The organism is Pseudomonas sp. zjy_15, from assembly GCF_043101865.1.
Lineage (GTDB): Bacteria > Pseudomonadota > Gammaproteobacteria > Pseudomonadales > Pseudomonadaceae > Aquipseudomonas > Aquipseudomonas putida_Y.
The window spans coordinates 46,601-64,223 of sequence record NZ_JBICII010000028.1; the positions used below are offsets into that span (position 1 = coordinate 46,601).

The window sequence follows — 17,623 nt, forward strand, 5'->3', positions numbered from 1 at the left end:
CGGGATGTTGCACAACCTACGGCTCCACTCGTGCGAACGCCTGATATAGAACCTTAGCGGAACCGATTACGCCCATGAACAAAAGCCTTCGTTTCAGCCACAAGATTCTTTTGGCGGCATCACTGATCGTGATCCTCGCCTTCAGCCTTTTCACCCTCTACAACGATTACCTCCAGCGTAATGCGATTCGCGAGGACCTGGAAAACTATCTGGCTGAAATGGGCACCTCCACGTCGACCAATATTCGCAACCTGTTCGAGGGCCGGATAAAACTGGTGGAGAACCTGGCGCAGAACATTGCCCAGGACCCGGCCAGCGCCGAAACCCTGATGGGCCAGAATGCGCTGACCTCCAGCTTCCTCACGGTCTACCTGGGCAAAGTCGACGGCGGTTTCAGCGTGCGCCCGGACGCGAAGATGCCCGACGGCTACGACCCGCGCACCCGCCCTTGGTACAAGGACGGCATGAACGCCAGCGGCGCGACCCTGACCGAACCTTACATCGATATGACCACCAACAAGATGGTCATTGGCATCCTCAACAAGGTCTCCAGCAGCGTTGGCGTGGTCGGCGGCGACCTGGCCCTGGACGGCCTGGTGCAGATCATCAACTCGCTGAACTTCGGCGGCATGGGGTACGCCTTCCTGGTCAACGACCAGGGCAAGATCCTGGTGCACCCCGATAAAGATCTGGTCATGAAGTCGTTGTCGGACCTGTTCCCGCAGCACACGCCGAAACTGACCGGTGAGCTGACCGAAGTGCAAAGCGATGGCCAGACCCGCCTGCTGACCTTCAGCCCGATCACCGGCCTGCCGTCGGCGAACTGGTACATCGGTCTTTCGGTGGACAAGGACAAGGCCTTCTCGATGCTCAGCACCTTCCGCACCTCTGCGGTGATCGCCACGGTAGTGGCGGTGGTGATCATCATCGGCCTGCTCGGCTTGCTGATCCGCGTGTTGATGCAACCGCTGCACACCATGACCCGCGCCATGGAAGACATTGCCGAAGGTGAAGGCGACCTTACCAAGCGCCTGCACATCCACAACCACGACGAGTTCGGTGTCCTCGGCAACGCCTTCAACCGCTTCGTCGAACGCATTCACAGCAGCATTCGAGAAGTGTCCTCGGCCACCGAACAGGTCAACGAAGTGGCCCTGCGGGTGATCAGTGCTTCGAACTCGTCGATGACCAACTCCGACGAGCAGTCGAACCGCACCAACAGTGTCGCTGCCGCCATCAACGAACTGGGAGCTGCTGCTCAGGAAATTGCCGGCAACGCCGCCCAGGCTTCGCAGCACGCAACCTCTGCGCGCCTGCTGGCAGAAGAAGGCCAGCAAGTGGTCGAGCGCAACATTGCCGCGATGAACCGCCTGTCCGACCTGATCGTTACATCCAGCGCGCACATCGAAACACTGAACAGCAAGACCGTGAATATCGGCCAGATCCTCGAGGTGATCACCAGCATTTCCCAGCAGACCAACCTGCTGGCGCTGAATGCTGCCATCGAGGCAGCCCGCGCCGGTGAGGCCGGGCGTGGCTTTGCCGTGGTCGCCGACGAGGTGCGCAACCTCGCGCACCGCACCCAGGAATCGGCGCAGCAAGTGCAAACCATGATCGAAGAGCTGCAGGTCGGTGCCCGCGAGTCGGTCGATACCATGGACCAGAGCCAGCGCCACAGCCAGGACAGCATGCAGATCGCCAACCAGGCGGGTGAGCGACTGGACAGCGTTACCGTGCGCATTGGCGAGATCGATGGCATGAACCAGTCAGTGGCCACTGCCACCGAGGAGCAGACCGCCGTGGTCGAGGCGATCAACATGGACATCAGCGAGATCAACATGCTCAACCAGGAAGGCGTGGAGAACCTGCAAGCGACCCTGCGCGCGTGCTCCGACCTCGAGCAGCAGGCTGGCCGCCTGAAGCACCTGGTGGGCAGCTTCCGTATCTGATAGCTGCTACACCTTCGCCTGGCGCAGCCTTCTTGCTGCGCCAGGCACTGCGCATTTCCCCCTCTCAAACTGATCGAACAAACTATCCTTCTGATAGGTCCATCTTTAGGCGTGTCATCGCCGGCAATTCGACGCTGGATGACAGACCCGAAGACGATCCCGGAGGGATGCTGATCGTGCACATCGCCGACATCACCATGTTCTACGCCCCGGCCAGCGGTGGCGTACGTACCTATCTTGATGCCAAACATCACCGTCTCGACGCCATTCATGGCGTACGCCACAGCCTGTTGATTCCCGGTGCCAGCGCCCAACACGCCGATGGCATCTACCAGGTGCCTGCGCCGCCCTTGCCGTTTGGCAAAGGCTACCGCTTTCCGGTACGCCTGGCCCCCTGGTGCAACACACTGCGCACGCTCAAGCCCGACCTGATCGAAGTCGGCGACCCCTACCTGACCGCCTGGGCGGCGCTGGAAGCACGGCGCCAACTCGACGTACCAGTGATCGGTTTCTACCATTCCGACCTGCCGTTACTCGTCAGCAACCGCATGGGCAACTGGTTCGCCCCCAATGTCGAGGCCTACGTCAGCAAGCTATACGGCAATTTTGACCGGGTACTGGCCCCCAGCCAGGTGATGGCCGACAAATTACGCCGTTTGGGCGTGCGCGATGTCCATGTGCAGCCGCTGGGCGTTGACCTTGCCACTTTCCACCCCGCCCGGCGCGACCCACATGTACGTGCCGAACTGCGCATTGCCGACACCAGCCGCCTGTTGATCTTTGCCGGCCGCGGCTCGCGGGAAAAGAACCTGCCGGTGCTGCTTGACTGCATGCAGCAACTCGGCGCCCCCTACCACCTGTTACTGGTAGGCTCGAACATGCCGGCCAGCGTGCCACACAACGTCAGCGTCATCGATCACTTCTGCCCGGCTGCAGAGGTGGCCCGGCTGATGGCCAGCGCCGACTTGCTGGTGCATGCTGGCGACCAGGAAACATTCGGCCTGGTCATTCTCGAAGCGATGGCCAGCGCCACGCCCGTGGTGGCCGTGCGCGCCGGTGCGTTCCCTGAAATCATCAACGAACAGTGCGGCCGCCTGTGCATGCCCAACGATGGTCGGGCCATGGCGTCAGCCGTGCGCGAGGCGTTCGAGGCAGGTGTACGCGAGCTCGGTGTGCAGGCCCGTCACCATGTAGAGCAACATTATTCATGGGACAACGTGGTGGCTGGCCTGCTGCAGCACTACCAGGCCGTGCTCGGCCACCAGCCACAGGTGCGCGCCCATGCTTGAGCCCTCCGCGAGCCAGCGCAGCCTCATGCTGGTGTTGCATGATGTTGCCCCGGAAACCTGGCCGGACTATGAACCGTTCGTAGAGGCCGTGGACGCGCTGGGCAACGTGCCAATGACATGGCTGGTGGTCCCGGACTTCCATCGGCGTAATCCGCTGCACCGGGCACCTACGTTCTGCCGCCTCCTGGATGCACGCCTGGCCAAAGGCGACGAGCTGGCACTTCATGGCTATGCCCATGCTGACGAAGGACCCGCACCGCGCAGCCCCGTCGACTACTTCATGCGGCGCATCTATACGCATGAAGGCGAGTTCTACAGCCTTGATGAGGACGAAGCGCTGACCCGCCTACAGGAGGGCCTGGCACTGTTCGAGGGCCAAGGTTGGCCGGTGGCAGGGTTTGTCGCACCAGCCTGGCTCATGAGCCAGGGCACACGGCAAGCGCTGTGCCGCCTGCCACTGAAATACACCAGCACACCGCAGCATCTGTACCGCTTGCCGGACTTTACGGCCATTGATGCGCCAGGCCTGGTCTGGAGCGCCCGGAGCGCATGGCGTCGCAAACTGTCCCGCACGCTCTGCGACTGGCAATGCCAGCGCTGGCGGGGTGCAAGCACGTTGCGCATGGGACTGCACCCTGTAGACATGCGTCATCGCTCATCCCGCGACTATTGGCTGCGCACGCTGGAAAAACTGCTCAAGGAGGGCCGTGAACCGCTGACCAAATCCGCCTGGCTGGAGCGCCAGGGGGCCGCATGAAGCGCTGGGCCTGGCTGGCGCTGGCATTGCTGGGTGCAGCACTGGTGCCAGCGTTGCTGGGTGGTAGCGAACTGCTGCCGAGGCTGAGCCGGTTCGACCCGCACCTGATGATCATGCTGCTAGGCATGATTCTGTTGTGCTGGGTCATCAATGCGCTGCGCCTGCGCCTGTTGCTGGGTGAGCAGGCGAAACAGTTGAGCCATGCTCGCAGCCTGGGCGTTGTCATGGCCACCGAGTTTGCCATCTGCACCACCCCTGGCGGTAGTGGTGGGCCGCTTACCCTGATAGCCCTGCTGGCGCGAGACCGCATCTGCCCGGCGCGCAGCGGCGCCGTCTTTGCCATGGACCAGTTGAACGACCTGGTGTTCTTCTTCTGCGCAATGCTGGCGATTGCCGGATACGCGCTGTTCCACAGCCTGGGTCGCAGTCAGGAAAGCATGTTGCTTGGCAGTGCGTTACTGCTGTGCACAGCGTTGGCCGGGGTGATCGGGCTGTTGCGCTACCTGCGCCCGATAATGCGCATGAACGGCAGGCTGTTGCAGCGCATGGGGATGGGGATGGGCCACCCGCGCAAACGTCGCTGGGCGCGCAAACTGCTGCACTTCGTCGCAGCACTGGCGCAGACCTGGCGCCTGCCCAAGCGCACGCTGAGCCTGGTGTTCACCCTGACCTGCGCCCACTGGGGGCTGCGCTACAGCGTGCTGTACCTGGTGCTGCGAGGCTTGGGGGTAGACCTGCAGTGGATTCCCAGCTTCCTGGTGCAGATGCTGTCGCTCAGCGCCGGCCAATTCAGCCTGCTGCCTGGCGGGGCCGGGGCCGCCGAGCTGACGTCGGCCAGCCTGTTGACACCCTTGGTGGGCAGTTCGACCGCCGCTGCGGCAATCCTGATATGGCGGGCGGTTACTTACTACTTTTATCTGCTGGCTGGGGGGCCGGTGTTTGTCTGCCTGCTGGGGCGTCCGCTGCTGGAACGCTGGCGGCGTCAGGCGGGTTGAGCTGCTGCCAGAGTTCGGCGGCGCCGGGGAAGTCGGTGCCATCCGTGTCATCCAGGGCTTCAGGGTCGTAGCGGGCCAGGCAGCCTTCGCCAAGGGTCGGTGGAGGTGAGGCGGCGGGGTTGTTGCGTTGCCTGGCCATTAGCGTTTCACCCAAGATTGCCGGGGCGCTTTGCGCCCCTGTCGCGACGGGGCTGCACAGCAACCCAGAATCTCACAGCAAGCCCGATGGCGTCAGTCGAACACCACCGTCTTGTTACCATGCACCAGCACGCGGTCTTCCAGGTGATAACGCAGGCCACGGGCCAGCACCATCTTCTCCACATCACGGCCAAAGCGGACCATGTCCTCGATGCTGTCGGCATGGCTGACTCGCACCACATCCTGCTCGATGATCGGGCCGGCGTCCAGCTCTTCGGTGACGTAATGGCACGTCGCGCCGATCAGCTTCACCCCACGCAGGGCGGCCTGGTGGTATGGCTTGGCGCCGACGAACGACGGCAGGAAGCTGTGATGGATGTTGATCACCTTCTCGGCATAGTCCTGGCACAGTTGTGGCGGCAGGATCTGCATGTAGCGGGCCAGTACCACGACGTCGGCGGCATGCTCCTGCACCAGACGCGACACTTCGGCAAAGGCCGGGGCCTTGTCCTTAGGGTCGACCGGTACATGGAAGAACGGAATACCGTGCCATTCGACCATGCTGCGCAGGTCGTTGTGGTTGGAAATCACGCAAGGGATCTCGCAGTCCAGTTCATCGGTGTGCCAGCGGTGCAGCAGGTCTGCCAGGCAGTGCGACTCGCGGCTGGCCATCAACACCACACGTTTTTTCTGTGCCGAGTCGGTAATGCGCCAAGTCATGGAGAACTCTTCAGCGATCGGCGCAAACGCCTCACGGAAAGCTTCGATACCGAACGGCAGCGACTCAGCGCGGATTTCATGACGCATGAAGAACCAACCGCTCTGCTCATCGGAGTGGTGGCTGGCTTCGTTGATCCAGCCATTGTACAAGGCCAGGAAATTACTGACTTTCGCCACGATGCCTACACGGTCGGGGCAGGCGATCACCAGACGATAGGTGCGCATGAATGAGACTCCAGAACTTCGCAAAGGCGCCTATTCTAGCGGTCCGCCAGAAAAAACGCAGTATTGATCGCTGCCGCGATGGCATATGCAGGCGCGAAACGCTGCAAGGGCGCAGTCTGACAGACATGACGAATCGCCTGGGCCGTATGTAAAATTTTGTTCACGTAGAGAAATGCTGTCACAGCTTAATTAACAGTTAATTGCCCATTCTTATGTTTACTTGCGAGTATTGCCTGTCTATTATTGGCCCACACATTTCTGAACACGCATTAAGGAACACTCCATGTCCCTGATCAACGAGTACCGCGCTACCGAAGAAGCCATCAAGGAACTTCAGGCCCGCCTGGCCAATCTGTCGCAGGATGACAAGCTGAAGAAAGAACTGGAGTTCGAAGGCAAACTGCGCACACTGATGGGCGAGTACTCCAAGTCGCTGCGCGACGTGATTGCCCTGCTCGACCCAGAGTCGAAACTGAGCAAGGCACCTCGTGGTTCGGTCAAGACTACCGGCACCAAGCGTGCGCGCAAGGTCAAGCAATACAAGAACCCGCACAACGGTGAAGTGATCGAAACCAAAGGCGGCAACCACAAGACCCTGAAAGAGTGGAAAGCCACTTGGGGCGGCGACGTGGTTGAAAGCTGGGCAACCCTGCTGGACTGATTATCCGCATACGCCCTCTTGCTTCGCACAATAAAAACGCCGGCACATTGCCGGCGTTTTTGTTTACCAGCCATCAGCCGATTGAATAGTTTTCCTGCAATTGTCGAGCATGCATTTGCCAGGCCTCCAACACCCGCCTGCCCGCCTCGTCGGCGCCCTCCCAGGCTTGCTGGCGTGCTCGTTCGAAGTCGCCCAAGGTATTCGGCGCGCCCCACTGCGGGTCGCTCAGGCGTTGCTGGCAGAAGCCATACCAACGTTGCCGCTCTTCGCGGGTCAAGGTTTCAGGGAAGTTACGTGCCCGATAGCGGAAAAACAGCTCCGGCAAACGCGAATCATCGAACATCCAGTGGCCATGGCTCAACTGCGCCGGTTCCAGCGCACGCACTTGCTCGCATAAGCGCCGGTCGCGGTCACCTATAAAACCATCATACAACTGCTGTTCCGGGTCCTCACTCGGGGTGAACTCGTCCTTGCCATAGATGTGTTCCAGCTTTTCCTGCCATTGCCCCTGCTGACTGGCCAATTGTTCGCCGCGCGACTGTAACAACGTCAAGTCCAGGCCCAATCGTTGTTGATCGACCGGGCGCAATACCGACAGCGGCGCCACTACCGGGCAACGATTGATCTGCACCAATTTGAGCGGTACCGGTAATTCACCTTCAGCCAATTCATCATGCCGGGTGTACAAGCGCTGACGTAAAACTTCAGCACTTTCCCGCAGTAACGGTAGGGTTTCCTGATGCAGGTCGCAGACAATCAGTGCATTGCGATTACGCGGGTGCCAGGCCAATGGCAATACGACCCCCAGGTAATTGCGCGCCGCCGAAAAACGCCCGGATATATGCACCAGTGGCTGCAACAAACGGATCTGCTCCATCACTTTATGCTTGCTGCGCAACTGAAACAGCCAGTCATATAACTTGGGTTGTTTCTGCCGAATCAGGCGGGCCAGGGCAATGGTTGCCCGCACGTCGGAAAGCGCTTCGTGGGCATGCCCGTGGTCAATGCCATTGGCCTTGCTCAGCAGCTCCAGACGCAGGCTGGTGCGCCCGTCCTGTTGTGGCCATTGAATGCCTTCCGGTCGCAGGGCATAGGCGGTGCGCACAATATCGATCAGGTCCCAGCGGCTATTGCCTCCCTGCCATTCACGGGCATACGGATCGAAAAAGTTGCGGTAAAGGCTGTAGCGGGTCACTTCATCGTCGAAGCGCAGGGTGTTGTAGCCGGCACCACAGGTGCCCGGTTGCGCCAGCTGGGCATGCACACGAGTCATGAACTCGGCTTCGCACAGGCCCTGCTCCGCCAGCAGCTGCGGCGTGATACCTGTCACCAGGCAGGCCGCCGGGTGCGGCAGGATGTCGTCCGACGGCCGGCAATAAAGGTTGATCGGCTCGTCGATCTCGTTGAGGTCGAAGTCAGTGCGCACGCCGGCCACCTGCAGCGGCCGATCGCAGCGCGGGTTGATGCCGGTGGTTTCATAGTCGTGCCAGAAAATGCTGGAGGTCACGGGGTCGTCCTGTATCGAGGTCGACCCGATTCTAGCGCGATTGTGAAGAACGAACGTTCAGACGGGCGCGTTGGCGGGGCGGAAACTGAAATAATCGCGCAACGAACGGACGAAATCATCGTACTCGCGCGGAGACTGCAACAGCATGAAGCCCGAATCGTAGTGCCCAGGCGTCTGGTCCTCGCGGCACCACAGGCAACTGGCAGTGAGGTTGACGAACTGGTGCCCGCCGCCATGCAGGGGCATACGCAGCTGCAGCTCGTAATCGGGCCCGACCAGCACGGGTAGCTGGCTGATGACCATCAGACCATTTTCAGAGGCATTGCCTAGCTGACCGATCTCCTGACCGGTAAAGCGGTTGAACACCTTGAGGACACAAGGTAGCTGATGACGTTCGATGTTGCGCTTGTTGAACATGATCGCGGGTGTATTCCGTACCTGATGCCAGGAATACAAGGTACTGGCGGTTGTTGTAACAACTGAGTTACAGATTAGCGCAGCACGCGCAGCAAATCTCGTGAAATAAACCACACCTTTGTGTTAGCGCCAAGGTACGGTCGTCACCGGGTTGGCCACGGTCGTTTCTGCACCGCGCAAATGGCCGAGTTTTTCCAGTGTCTGCAGACGCGCTCGGGCGCGATAGGCATATTCGTTGCCTGGGTATTGCTGGATCAGGTACTGATAGGTCTGCGCCGCGTCCACGTACAACGCCTGACGCTCCAGGCACTGGCCGCGCAGCAGTGACACTTCGGGGTGGATGAACGGCCGGGCCCGGCTGGTGCGATCAACCTGCGACAGTTCGAGCATGACCCGTGCGCAATCGCCGCGGTCGTAGGCGCGGTAAGCATTGTTCAAGTGGTGGTCCATGGACCAGCGGGTGCAGCCGACGGCGCTGGCGGCCAGGGCTAAAACGATCAGGGCTCGCATGGGGATCTCCTTTGATGCCAGTGTATCGGCGTTTGCCTGCAAATCTTCACACCCTTTTGCAAGGATACCCTGCGCCGTTCAAATGCCACCCTGCCCTGGGCGTAGGTAGTGCAACGGAACAATGACTACAGCGAGATTCAGGAGTAGCCTTTCGCTGCGCTTCACTATAGGAGTCTGTGCATGAGCATCCGCCGCACCAAAATCGTCGCCACCCTTGGCCCCGCCAGCAACTCGCCGGAAGTGATCGAACAACTGATCCTCGCCGGCCTGGACGTGGCACGTCTGAACTTCTCCCACGGCACGCCGGACGAGCACAAGGCCCGCGCGCGCCTGATTCGTGACATCGCCGCCAAGAACGGCCGCCATGTTGCACTGCTGGGCGACCTGCAGGGTCCGAAGATCCGCATCGCCAAGTTCGCCAACAAGCGCATCGAACTGAAGATCGGTGACAAGTTCACCTTCTCCACCGCCCACCCGCTGACCGAAGGCAACCAGGACATCGTCGGTATCGACTACCCCGACCTGGTCAAGGACTGCGGCGTTGGTGACGAACTGCTGCTCGACGATGGCCGTGTGGTCATGCGCGTCGAAACCGCCACAGCAGACGCCCTGCACTGCGTGGTGATCATCGGTGGCCCGCTGTCGGACCACAAAGGCATCAACCGTAAAGGTGGTGGCCTGACCGCACCGGCCCTGACCGAAAAAGACAAGGCCGACATCAAGTTGGCTGCGGAAATGGACCTGGACTACCTGGCCGTGTCCTTCCCGCGTGACGCCAGCGACATGGAATACGCGCGCAAGCTGCGTGACGAAGCCGGCGGCAGCGCCTGGCTGGTGGCCAAGATCGAACGCGCCGAAGCAGTTGCCGATGACGAGACCCTCGACAAGCTGATCGCCGCCTCCGACGCGGTGATGGTTGCCCGTGGTGACCTGGGCGTGGAAATCGGCGACGCCGAGCTGATCGCCATCCAGAAGAAGATCATCCAGCACGCCCGCCGCAACAACAAGGCAGTCATCGTGGCGACCCAGATGATGGAGTCGATGATCCAGAATCCGATGCCGACCCGCGCTGAAGTGTCCGACGTGGCCAACGCCGTGCTGGACAACACCGATGCGGTGATGCTGTCGGCCGAAAGCGCCGCCGGTTCCTACCCGATCGAAGCGGTTCAGGCCATGGCACGCATCTGCCTGGGTGCCGAAAAGCACCCGACCAGCCAGAAGTCCAGCCATCGCCTGCACACCACCTTCGAGCGCTGCGACGAAAGCATCGCCTTGGCGGCCATGTACACTGCCAACCACTTCCCGGGCGTAAAGGCGATCATCGCCCTGACCGAAAGCGGCTACACCCCGCTGATCATGTCGCGCCTGCGCTCGCATGTACCGATCTTCGCCCTGTCGCCGCGCCGCGCCACCCAGGCGCGCGCCTCGATGTTCCGTGGCGTGTACCCGATTGCCTTCGACCCGGCCGCGCTGCCGGCCGACAAGGTGAGCCAGGCGGCGGTCGACGAGCTGCTCAAACGTGGCCTGGTGGAGCAAGGTGACTGGGTGATCCTGACCAAGGGTGACAGCTACCACACCATCGGTGGCACCAACGGCATGAAAATTCTGCACGTCGGTGATCCGCTGGTCGGTTGATCCACTCTTTCACAGCACAAGGCTCAAGCGCAGCCTTGTGCTGCGAAGAGGCCCCGACAGCAATAAAAAAAAGCCCCGGTTCTCGCGAACCGGGGCTTTTTGATGGTGCAGGGGGTAAGGCTGGCTTACATCATGCCGCCCATGCCACCCATGCCGCCCATATCAGGCATGCCAGCAGCTGGCTTGTCTTCCGGCAGGTCGGCAACCATGGCTTCGGTGGTGATCATCAGACCGCCGATCGAAGCAGCAGCTTGCAGCGCCGAGCGAGTAACCTTGGCTGGGTCCAGGATACCCATCTCGATCATGTCGCCGTATTCACCGGTAGCGGCGTTGTAGCCGAAGTTGCCCGAACCTTGCTTGACCTTGTCAGCAACCACGCTTGGCTCATCACCGGCGTTGGCAGTGATCTGGCGCAGCGGGGATTCAACAGCGCGACGCAGCAGCGCGATACCGACGTTCTGGTCTTCGTTGTCGCCTTTCAGGTCGATGATGGCTGCCAGGGCGCGAACCAGGGCAACACCACCGCCAGGCACCACGCCTTCTTCAACGGCTGCACGGGTAGCGTGCAGGGCGTCTTCAACGCGGGCTTTCTTCTCTTTCATTTCAACTTCAGTGCCGGCACCCACCTTGATCACGGCAACACCGCCAGCCAGCTTGGCCAGACGCTCTTGCAGCTTCTCACGGTCGTAGTCCGAGGAAGTTTCTTCGATCTGGGCACGGATCTGCTTGACGCGTGCTTCGATCTCGGTATCAGCACCAGCACCGTCGATGATGGTGGTGTTTTCCTTGGACAGGATGACGCGCTTGGCGTTACCCAGGTGCTCCAGGGTAGCGGTTTCCAGGGACAGGCCGATTTCTTCGGAGATGACCTGGCCGCCAGTCAGGACGGCGATGTCCTGCAGCATGGCCTTGCGGCGATCGCCGAAGCCCGGAGCCTTGACTGCAGCAACCTTGACGATGCCGCGCATGTTGTTGACTACCAGGGTAGCCAGCGCTTCACCTTCAACGTCCTCGGCAACGATCAGCAGTGGGCGGCCGGCCTTGGCAACGGCTTCCAGAACTGGCAGCAGCTCACGGATGTTGGAGATTTTCTTGTCGACCAGCAGCAGCAGCGGGCTTTCCAGCTCGGCAACCATGGTGTCCGGCTTGTTGACGAAGTACGGCGACAGGTAGCCGCGGTCGAACTGCATGCCTTCTACGACGGACAGTTCGTTTTCCAGGCCCGAGCCTTCCTCAACGGTGATCACGCCTTCTTTACCGACTTTTTCCATGGCTTCGGCAATGATTTCACCGATGGAGCTATCGGAGTTGGCAGAGATGGTACCTACCTGGGCGATGGCCTTGGAGTCGGCGCATGGCTTGGACAGGTTCTTCAGCTCGGCAACGACGGCAGCAGTTGCCTTGTCGATACCGCGCTTCAGGTCCATCGGGTTCATGCCGGCAGCGACGGCTTTCAGGCCTTCGTTGACGATGGCCTGAGCCAGAACGGTAGCGGTGGTGGTGCCGTCACCGGCAGCGTCGTTGGCCTTGGAAGCAACTTCCTTGACCAGCTGGGCGCCCATGTTTTCGAAAGCGTCTTTCAGCTCGATTTCTTTGGCGACGGAAACGCCGTCCTTGGTGATGGTCGGGGCGCCGAAGCTCTTGGCCAGTACCACGTTACGGCCTTTCGGGCCCAGGGTCGCTTTTACCGCGTCAGCCAGAACGTTGACACCAACCAGCATTTTCTTACGAGCGGAATCACCAAATTTTACGTCTTTAGCAGCCATGATCGTTTAATCCTTGAAAAACTTTGGAGTAACGGGAAGTCGGGGGGAAATCAGCCTTCGACAACGGCGAGGATTTCGTTCTCGGCCATGACCAGCAGGTCTTCGCCATCGACTTTCACGGTGTTGCTGCCCGAGTACGGGCCGAAAACCACTTTGTCACCCACTTTCACGGCCAGCGCGCGAACTTCGCCGTTGTCCAGGACGCGACCGGTGCCGACGGCTACAACTTCGCCGCGGTTTGGTTTTTCAGCGGCCGAACCCGGCAGGACGATACCGCCAGCGGTTTTCGATTCTTCTTCGCTGCGACGGATGACTACGCGGTCATGCAGAGGACGAAGTTTCATTGTCGATCTCTCCCAAATTGTGGTTTTCATCGGCCGGTTCGACACCGGCGGTTTTGATGCTGTCCGGCGTTGCCGGGGGCGGCCCGCTGTGAGCGAACCACCTGTGTAATGTCTGGTGTTGCCACCAGAAACCTTGCGGTGACCACATACATGAGGCCGCCATATTCAATTACAAGGCTCGATATGGAAAATTTTTCATCAGGCCGAAAAAAACCGGGGCCGCTTGCGCGGCCCCGGTCTTTTTTATTTGTCTCGGCGCTCGTACTCGCCTTCGATCACGTTCGGGCGGTGGCCGCCATCTCGCGGCTGCGCCTGGAAGGGGTCGTCCTGGAACGCACGCTGGCGCATGGCCTGGGCCTCGGCACGCTCGCGCATCTTGCGCGCAGCCAGGCGGCGGGTGAACGGCAACAGGCACAGCACACCCAACACGTCGCTGATGAAGCCTGGCAGCAGCAACAGGCCACCACCCACAGCCAGCATCATGCCCTGGAACATATCCTCGGCGGGCAACTCACCGCGCTGCAGGCTTTCACGGGCGCGCAATGCGGTAGCCAGGCCGGCCACCCGCATGACCAGCACACCCAGGGCGGAACCGGCGATGATCAGCAGCAACGCCGGGAAGAAACCGATTGCCGCGCTGACCTTCACGAAGACGAACAGCTCCAGCACAGGAAAAATCAGAAACAGCAGTAGAAAAGCACGCATCAAGGGTTCCTCGACGGAAGATAACCTTCCAATAAGACCTCAGATGGATGCCTGCGCTCCGGATTTCAACCCTCGGCTTGCATCATATGCGCCCACTTGTCGGCGCGAGCCAGCAAAACCAAGGCCTCGCGGACTTGTGTCGGCGTGTTGCAAGTAGTCGGGAAAGGCAACCAGTGCACTGCCTGACCGATGCGCAGGTGCATCCCTTCACTGTCTACCCCGACCATCTGCGCCGGTACGTGTTGTGGCAACCCGGTCAGTTCGACGTAGTGGGCAATGGCACTGGCGTGATCGCTGTTCATGTGTTCGATCATGCTGCCCTCGGCCTTGCCGGCGAACGGGTTGGCCAAGGTCACCTGGTCGAGCCAGTGGATCGCACCGAAGCCGCCAATGTAGCGGTGACGCACCGGCTGCAGCACCCAGAAATCGAAGTCGTGGGCCTTGTGGTAGTTGGCCGCGTCCGGGAAATAGCGGTAATAGCGTTCGGCGGCGGCCTCGATGACGGCCTCGTCGACCAGCTTGTGCGCTTCGGCCATCACCGTCAGGCGCCCTACCGCCTGCACATCTTCAGCCTCGCGCTCACCCACCAGCAGCGAACACTTGGGGTCCTTCAGCAGGTTGTGGGTGTGCTGGGCAATGCGGCTGATCAGGATCAGCGGGTTGCCCTGGGCGTCCAGGCAGTACGGCACGACCGAACCGAAGGGGTAGCCAGGCATCGACCTGGAATGTGTCGAAAGCACGCCGCGGTATTCCTTGAGCAGCAGTTCCCGGGCGGGGCGAATGGCGTTGGTACTCACTTGAGGGCGGCTCCTGGCGGACGGGTTGGGGACAAGATAAGCATTATCCGCTGCCTGTGCCACTGACCTGCATCCAGACGCCTTACCAGGTAACGCCAAAGCCCGCGGTATAGCGTGTCTTGTCCAGGTCACTCTCACGCGTGCCCGTGATGATATCCTTCTCTGCCTTGAGGTTGAGCGAAGCCCACTCGGTGACCTTGTAGCGCAGGCCAACCTCGGCATCCAGCGAATAGTCGGCCACGCCACCCAGCGGCTTGGCGAACTCGCCGTTGGTGAACAGCTGCACGTTCTTGCCGATCAGGTAGCGGGTGTAATCCCACTTCACGGCCGCAGAATAGAAATTATCCTTTCCGCCGTCCCGATACTCGAAATCAGTGCGGTTGATCAGTGAACCCAGCGAGAACGCACCCAGCTCATCGTCCCAGAACTGGTAACCCGGGCCTGTACCCACGGTGCGCTGGCGGGCCAGGTCTTCGATGTGATCGCGTTTGTATTCCGCACGCCCCTGCCAGAACCACTTCTCGGTAATAAAGCGGTCCAGAGCGTACTCGGCGCTCCAGTTGTTGGTGGTGGTGATGTCGTCCTTGGTCTCGCGGTTGTACTCACCCTCGGCGTTGTGCCGCCAACGGCCATGGCGGGCAGTGGTCTTGAAGCCCACGTCGTAATCGTCGGTGTCGTTCTCGGCGCGCTTGTAGTCCAGCGCCACGTCGACATTGCCTTTCCACACGAAATCCTCGATCAGCGGCCTGGGCTTCATGATCTGCTCGATGCTGGCCAGCTCCACCGTCTTCGGTGAATCGCCATTGGCCAAGGTCACCTTGCCTGGCTCGGCGGCCTTGAGCGACTTGGCTTTCTCTCCGCTGTAGGCGTCCTGTTTGACCAGCATCTGCTGGTCGCTTTCCAACGTCTGGACCTGTTTCCAGTCCAGGGCGATTGACCCGCCATAAGGGGTTTCCAGCAGCAGCTTGCCGCCGTCGAAGACCTTGATCTTGCCACTCAGCCGGTCACCGTTCTTCATCCACACAGTGTCGGCGAACACCGGAGAGGCGCACAGGGAAACAGCAAGAAGGCACAACAAGGATCTAGAATTCATAAACGGACTTTGGTTGCGGACTAGGGTTCGATTTGACGAAAAAGCCGGGCATTATCCAGATACCGACGACCAGAGCAAGGACAGACCGGGAGCATGCCGTTGAGTTCAACTCTCATTTGCCGGACCACCGGTCCGGTTTCATCTGCAGCCCAAGGCGGGCGAGATGTCTGATGGATATGAGCACGCCCTTGATTCGGCCGAGGGCCGACGAACGGCGCTGTATTCAGTACTTGGCCAAGTGCCACCCGGCAAGGTGGTGAGCTATGGCCAACTGGCCGAACTGGCTGGGCTTGGCCGTGCGGCGCGCTGGGTTGGGCGCACCTTGGGGCAGTTGCCTGCAGACACTCGCCTGCCTTGGCATCGGGTGCTTGGCGCAGGTGGCCGGCTGAGCCTGGCGCTGGGCACGCCGTCGGGCGATGAACAACGGGCGCGGTTACGCGAGGAAGGTGTGAATGTAAGCAACAATCGTGTGGATATGACGCGCCATGGCTGGCGCCCAATGGAGCACAGCGGTTAGAGTGCGCGCTTTGTTTTCGAAAACTTGAGGCAGATGTTGGCCCATGCCCCGTAAAACCTGGCGCGCTGCGCTTGCTGCCTATGCCAGCCCGTCAACCTTGGTACTTTTGCTACTCGGTTTCGCCGCCGGCCTGCCCTACATGCTGGTGTTCTCGACCCTGTCGGTATGGTTGCGCGAAGCCGGCGTTGCCCGTGAAACCATCGGTTATGCCAGCCTGATTGGCTTGGCCTACGCCTTCAAGTGGGTCTGGTCACCGCTGCTAGACCAATGGCGTCTGCCGTTGCTTGGCGGCCTCGGGCGCCGGCGTTCGTGGCTGCTGTTGTCGCAAGCGCTGGTGGTAATCGGGCTGGTCGGCATGAGCCTGTGCGACCCGCAACAACACCTCTCCTGGCTGATTGCCATGGCCGTACTGGTGGCCTTCGCCTCGGCTACCCAGGACATCGCTGTCGACGCCTACCGCCTGGAAATTGCCGACGACCAGCGCCAGGCCGCGCTTGCTGCCAGCTACATGGCCGGCTATCGGGTGGCTGCCTTGCTCGCCACGGCCGGTGCCCTGTTCTTCGCCGAGTGGTTCGGCTCTACCGGCTTCAGCTACCTGCACAAGGCCTGGGCCGGTACTTACGTGATGTTCGGCGTGATGATGCTGCCCGCCCTGTTCACCACCTTGGTCATGCGCGAACCGTCAGTGCCCATGCGCACCCAACTGTCGGCCGCGCGCTACGGGCTGGTGCACCAGATGGCCTCGGTGTTCGTGCTGATCATCCTGCTGGTCTCGGTACCGGCCAGCTTCACCCAGATGTTCAATACCGGCTGGTCCAGTGTGATCTCCGGTGATGCCACGCCGCTTGACCTGCTGCTGGAAGACCGCGCCTTCCTGCGCCTGATCCTCTACGTGCTGTTGTCCTGGGCCTGCCTGTCGAGCCTCGGTCGTCGCGGCCTGGCCCCCGTGCTGACCCCGATCAACGACTTCATCACCCGCTACCGCTGGCAGGCTCTGCTGCTGCTAGGCCTGATCGCCACCTATCGCATGTCGGACACGGTGATGGGGGTGATGGCCAACGTGTTCTATATCGACATGGGCTTCACCAAGGACCAGATTGCCAGCGTCAGCAAGATCTTCGGTCTGATCATGACCTTGGTCGGCGCCGGGGTTGGCGGTCTGCTGATCGTACGTTTCGGCATCATGCCCATCCTGTTTATCGGCGGCGTAGCCTCTGCCGGCACCAACATCCTGTTCCTGATGCTGGCTGACATGGGGCCGAACCTGGAAATGCTGGTGGTGACCATCTCACTGGACAACTTCAGCTCCGGCATGGCTACCTCGGCCTTTGTGGCCTACCTGTCAAGCCTGACCAATCTGAAGTTCTCGGCGACCCAATACGCGCTGCTCAGTTCGATCATGCTGCTGTTGCCGCGGCTGATCGGCGGGTATTCGGGCGTTATTGTGGAGAAGTTCGGCTACCACGACTTCTTCCTGATCACTGCTTTGCTGGGGGTGCCTACGCTGATCCTGATCGCCCTGCAGTGGCATCAGGAAGCCGGGCGGGGGACGCCGGTGGCGGAGGAACACTCCGCAGCTGAGCGGCCCTGAAGCTTTG

Annotated in this window: 17 protein-coding genes and 2 pseudogenes; 9 read left to right on the forward strand and 10 right to left on the reverse strand. The window is 60.9% G+C overall.

Annotated elements, in window-relative coordinates:
- Positions 1 to 74 precede the first annotated feature (74 nt).
- The 5 genes and pseudogenes from ACF8EF_RS04250 to ACF8EF_RS04270 form a co-directional block, all read left to right on the forward strand.
- Positions 75 to 1,091 (forward strand): annotated as a pseudogene (locus tag ACF8EF_RS04250) (cache domain-containing protein); the annotation flags it as partial.
- A 261-nt stretch (positions 1,092 to 1,352) separates the two neighbouring features.
- A pseudogene (locus tag ACF8EF_RS04255) lies at positions 1,353 to 1,949 on the forward strand (methyl-accepting chemotaxis protein); the annotation flags it as partial.
- A gap of 167 nt (positions 1,950 to 2,116) precedes the next feature.
- Positions 2,117 to 3,238 carry a glycosyltransferase family 1 protein gene (locus ACF8EF_RS04260; protein ID WP_176682636.1) on the forward strand — a complete coding sequence of 374 codons (1,122 nt, stop codon included), beginning with the start codon at positions 2,117 to 2,119 and terminating at the stop codon, positions 3,236 to 3,238.
- Positions 3,231 to 3,995 (forward strand): DUF2334 domain-containing protein, encoded by a 765-nt coding sequence (locus ACF8EF_RS04265; RefSeq protein ID WP_176682635.1) that lies wholly within the window; start codon positions 3,231 to 3,233, stop codon positions 3,993 to 3,995. Before ACF8EF_RS04260 ends, ACF8EF_RS04265 begins: the two co-directional genes overlap by 8 nt.
- Positions 3,992 to 4,990, forward strand: coding sequence for a lysylphosphatidylglycerol synthase transmembrane domain-containing protein (locus ACF8EF_RS04270; protein ID WP_392529000.1), 999 nt, complete (start codon positions 3,992 to 3,994; stop codon positions 4,988 to 4,990). The genes ACF8EF_RS04265 and ACF8EF_RS04270 overlap by 4 nt, the downstream gene beginning before the upstream one ends.
- Here ACF8EF_RS04270 and ACF8EF_RS04275 read toward each other — a convergent pair.
- Together ACF8EF_RS04275 and purU are read right to left on the reverse strand one after the other, a co-directional pair.
- On the reverse strand, positions 4,896 to 5,129 hold the full coding sequence (locus ACF8EF_RS04275; protein WP_245354948.1) for a hypothetical protein: 234 nt from the start codon (positions 5,127 to 5,129) through the stop codon (positions 4,896 to 4,898). The genes ACF8EF_RS04270 and ACF8EF_RS04275 overlap by 95 nt on opposite strands.
- A 92-nt stretch (positions 5,130 to 5,221) precedes the next feature.
- Positions 5,222 to 6,073, reverse strand: a complete 852-nt coding sequence (gene purU / locus ACF8EF_RS04280; RefSeq protein ID WP_023378897.1) for a formyltetrahydrofolate deformylase — start codon at positions 6,071 to 6,073, stop codon at positions 5,222 to 5,224.
- Positions 6,074 to 6,356: 283 nt separating this feature from the next.
- Here purU and mvaT point away from each other — a divergent pair, with 283 nt between their 5' ends.
- Positions 6,357 to 6,734 carry a histone-like nucleoid-structuring protein MvaT gene (gene mvaT / locus ACF8EF_RS04285; protein ID WP_176682633.1) on the forward strand — a complete coding sequence of 126 codons (378 nt, stop codon included), beginning with the start codon at positions 6,357 to 6,359 and terminating at the stop codon, positions 6,732 to 6,734.
- A 73-nt stretch (positions 6,735 to 6,807) separates the two neighbouring features.
- Here mvaT and sbcB read toward each other — a convergent pair whose 3' ends face one another.
- The 3 genes from sbcB to ACF8EF_RS04300 all read right to left on the reverse strand — a co-directional run bounded on the left by sbcB (position 6,808) and on the right by ACF8EF_RS04300 (position 9,168).
- Entirely contained in the window at positions 6,808 to 8,241 is a 1,434-nt protein-coding gene (gene sbcB, locus ACF8EF_RS04290) for an exodeoxyribonuclease I (protein ID WP_392460433.1), read from the reverse strand.
- A gap of 57 nt (positions 8,242 to 8,298) precedes the next feature.
- Positions 8,299 to 8,658: a PilZ domain-containing protein gene (locus ACF8EF_RS04295; RefSeq protein ID WP_176682631.1), complete on the reverse strand. Its 360-nt coding sequence runs from the start codon at positions 8,656 to 8,658 to the stop codon at positions 8,299 to 8,301.
- A 123-nt stretch (positions 8,659 to 8,781) separates the two neighbouring features.
- On the reverse strand, positions 8,782 to 9,168 hold the full coding sequence (locus ACF8EF_RS04300; protein ID WP_176682630.1) for a tetratricopeptide repeat protein: 387 nt from the start codon (positions 9,166 to 9,168) through the stop codon (positions 8,782 to 8,784).
- A gap of 180 nt (positions 9,169 to 9,348) precedes the next feature.
- On the opposite strand from ACF8EF_RS04300, the gene pyk reads away from it, so the two are divergent.
- On the forward strand, positions 9,349 to 10,803 hold the full coding sequence (gene pyk, locus ACF8EF_RS04305) for a pyruvate kinase (protein WP_021785800.1): 1,455 nt from the start codon (positions 9,349 to 9,351) through the stop codon (positions 10,801 to 10,803).
- A 125-nt stretch (positions 10,804 to 10,928) separates the two neighbouring features.
- Here pyk and groL read toward each other — a convergent pair whose 3' ends face one another.
- From groL to ACF8EF_RS04330, 5 genes are all read right to left on the reverse strand, one after another.
- Positions 10,929 to 12,569, reverse strand: coding sequence for a chaperonin GroEL (gene groL / locus ACF8EF_RS04310; protein WP_176682629.1), 1,641 nt, complete (start codon positions 12,567 to 12,569; stop codon positions 10,929 to 10,931).
- Positions 12,570 to 12,619: 50 nt separating this feature from the next.
- Positions 12,620 to 12,913, reverse strand: a complete 294-nt coding sequence (locus ACF8EF_RS04315; RefSeq protein WP_003251905.1) for a co-chaperone GroES — start codon at positions 12,911 to 12,913, stop codon at positions 12,620 to 12,622.
- A 243-nt stretch (positions 12,914 to 13,156) separates the two neighbouring features.
- Positions 13,157 to 13,618, reverse strand: coding sequence for an FxsA family protein (locus tag ACF8EF_RS04320; protein WP_003251903.1), 462 nt, complete (start codon positions 13,616 to 13,618; stop codon positions 13,157 to 13,159).
- A gap of 65 nt (positions 13,619 to 13,683) precedes the next feature.
- The gene (locus tag ACF8EF_RS04325; protein WP_176682628.1) at positions 13,684 to 14,415 is read right to left on the reverse strand and encodes a DUF2470 domain-containing protein; all 732 of its coding nucleotides are present in this window, start codon (positions 14,413 to 14,415) and stop codon (positions 13,684 to 13,686) included.
- A gap of 82 nt (positions 14,416 to 14,497) precedes the next feature.
- Positions 14,498 to 15,508: a DUF481 domain-containing protein gene (locus ACF8EF_RS04330; RefSeq protein WP_176682627.1), complete on the reverse strand. Its 1,011-nt coding sequence runs from the start codon at positions 15,506 to 15,508 to the stop codon at positions 14,498 to 14,500.
- A 163-nt stretch (positions 15,509 to 15,671) separates the two neighbouring features.
- Between ACF8EF_RS04330 and ACF8EF_RS04335 the strand changes: the two genes are divergently transcribed.
- The gene (locus tag ACF8EF_RS04335; RefSeq protein WP_176682626.1) at positions 15,672 to 16,025 is read left to right on the forward strand and encodes an MGMT family protein; all 354 of its coding nucleotides are present in this window, start codon (positions 15,672 to 15,674) and stop codon (positions 16,023 to 16,025) included.
- Between the two features lie 43 nt (positions 16,026 to 16,068).
- Complete coding sequence (locus ACF8EF_RS04340) at positions 16,069 to 17,616, forward strand: AmpG family muropeptide MFS transporter (RefSeq protein WP_176682625.1); 1,548 nt, start codon at positions 16,069 to 16,071, stop codon at positions 17,614 to 17,616.
- The last annotated feature ends 7 nt before the right edge of the window (positions 17,617 to 17,623 follow it).

Excerpts from the sequence above, each read along its gene's own strand:
- ACF8EF_RS04260 (WP_176682636.1), top strand. The coding sequence starts at position 2,117 with ATGCTGATCGTGCACATCGCCGACATCACCATGTTCTACGCCCCGGCC.
- ACF8EF_RS04265 (WP_176682635.1), top strand. The coding sequence starts at position 3,231 with ATGCTTGAGCCCTCCGCGAGCCAGCGCAGCCTCATGCTGGTGTTGCAT.
- ACF8EF_RS04270 (WP_392529000.1), top strand. The coding sequence starts at position 3,992 with ATGAAGCGCTGGGCCTGGCTGGCGCTGGCATTGCTGGGTGCAGCACTG.
- ACF8EF_RS04275 (WP_245354948.1), bottom strand. The coding sequence starts at position 5,129 with ATGGCCAGGCAACGCAACAACCCCGCCGCCTCACCTCCACCGACCCTT.
- purU (WP_023378897.1), bottom strand. The coding sequence starts at position 6,073 with ATGCGCACCTATCGTCTGGTGATCGCCTGCCCCGACCGTGTAGGCATC.
- mvaT (WP_176682633.1), top strand. The coding sequence starts at position 6,357 with ATGTCCCTGATCAACGAGTACCGCGCTACCGAAGAAGCCATCAAGGAA.
- ACF8EF_RS04295 (WP_176682631.1), bottom strand. The coding sequence starts at position 8,658 with ATGTTCAACAAGCGCAACATCGAACGTCATCAGCTACCTTGTGTCCTC.
- ACF8EF_RS04300 (WP_176682630.1), bottom strand. The coding sequence starts at position 9,168 with ATGCGAGCCCTGATCGTTTTAGCCCTGGCCGCCAGCGCCGTCGGCTGC.
- pyk (WP_021785800.1), top strand. The coding sequence starts at position 9,349 with ATGAGCATCCGCCGCACCAAAATCGTCGCCACCCTTGGCCCCGCCAGC.
- groL (WP_176682629.1), bottom strand. The coding sequence starts at position 12,569 with ATGGCTGCTAAAGACGTAAAATTTGGTGATTCCGCTCGTAAGAAAATG.
- ACF8EF_RS04315 (WP_003251905.1), bottom strand. The coding sequence starts at position 12,913 with ATGAAACTTCGTCCTCTGCATGACCGCGTAGTCATCCGTCGCAGCGAA.
- ACF8EF_RS04320 (WP_003251903.1), bottom strand. The coding sequence starts at position 13,618 with ATGCGTGCTTTTCTACTGCTGTTTCTGATTTTTCCTGTGCTGGAGCTG.
- ACF8EF_RS04330 (WP_176682627.1), bottom strand. The coding sequence starts at position 15,508 with ATGAATTCTAGATCCTTGTTGTGCCTTCTTGCTGTTTCCCTGTGCGCC.
- ACF8EF_RS04335 (WP_176682626.1), top strand. The coding sequence starts at position 15,672 with ATGTCTGATGGATATGAGCACGCCCTTGATTCGGCCGAGGGCCGACGA.
- ACF8EF_RS04340 (WP_176682625.1), top strand. The coding sequence starts at position 16,069 with ATGCCCCGTAAAACCTGGCGCGCTGCGCTTGCTGCCTATGCCAGCCCG.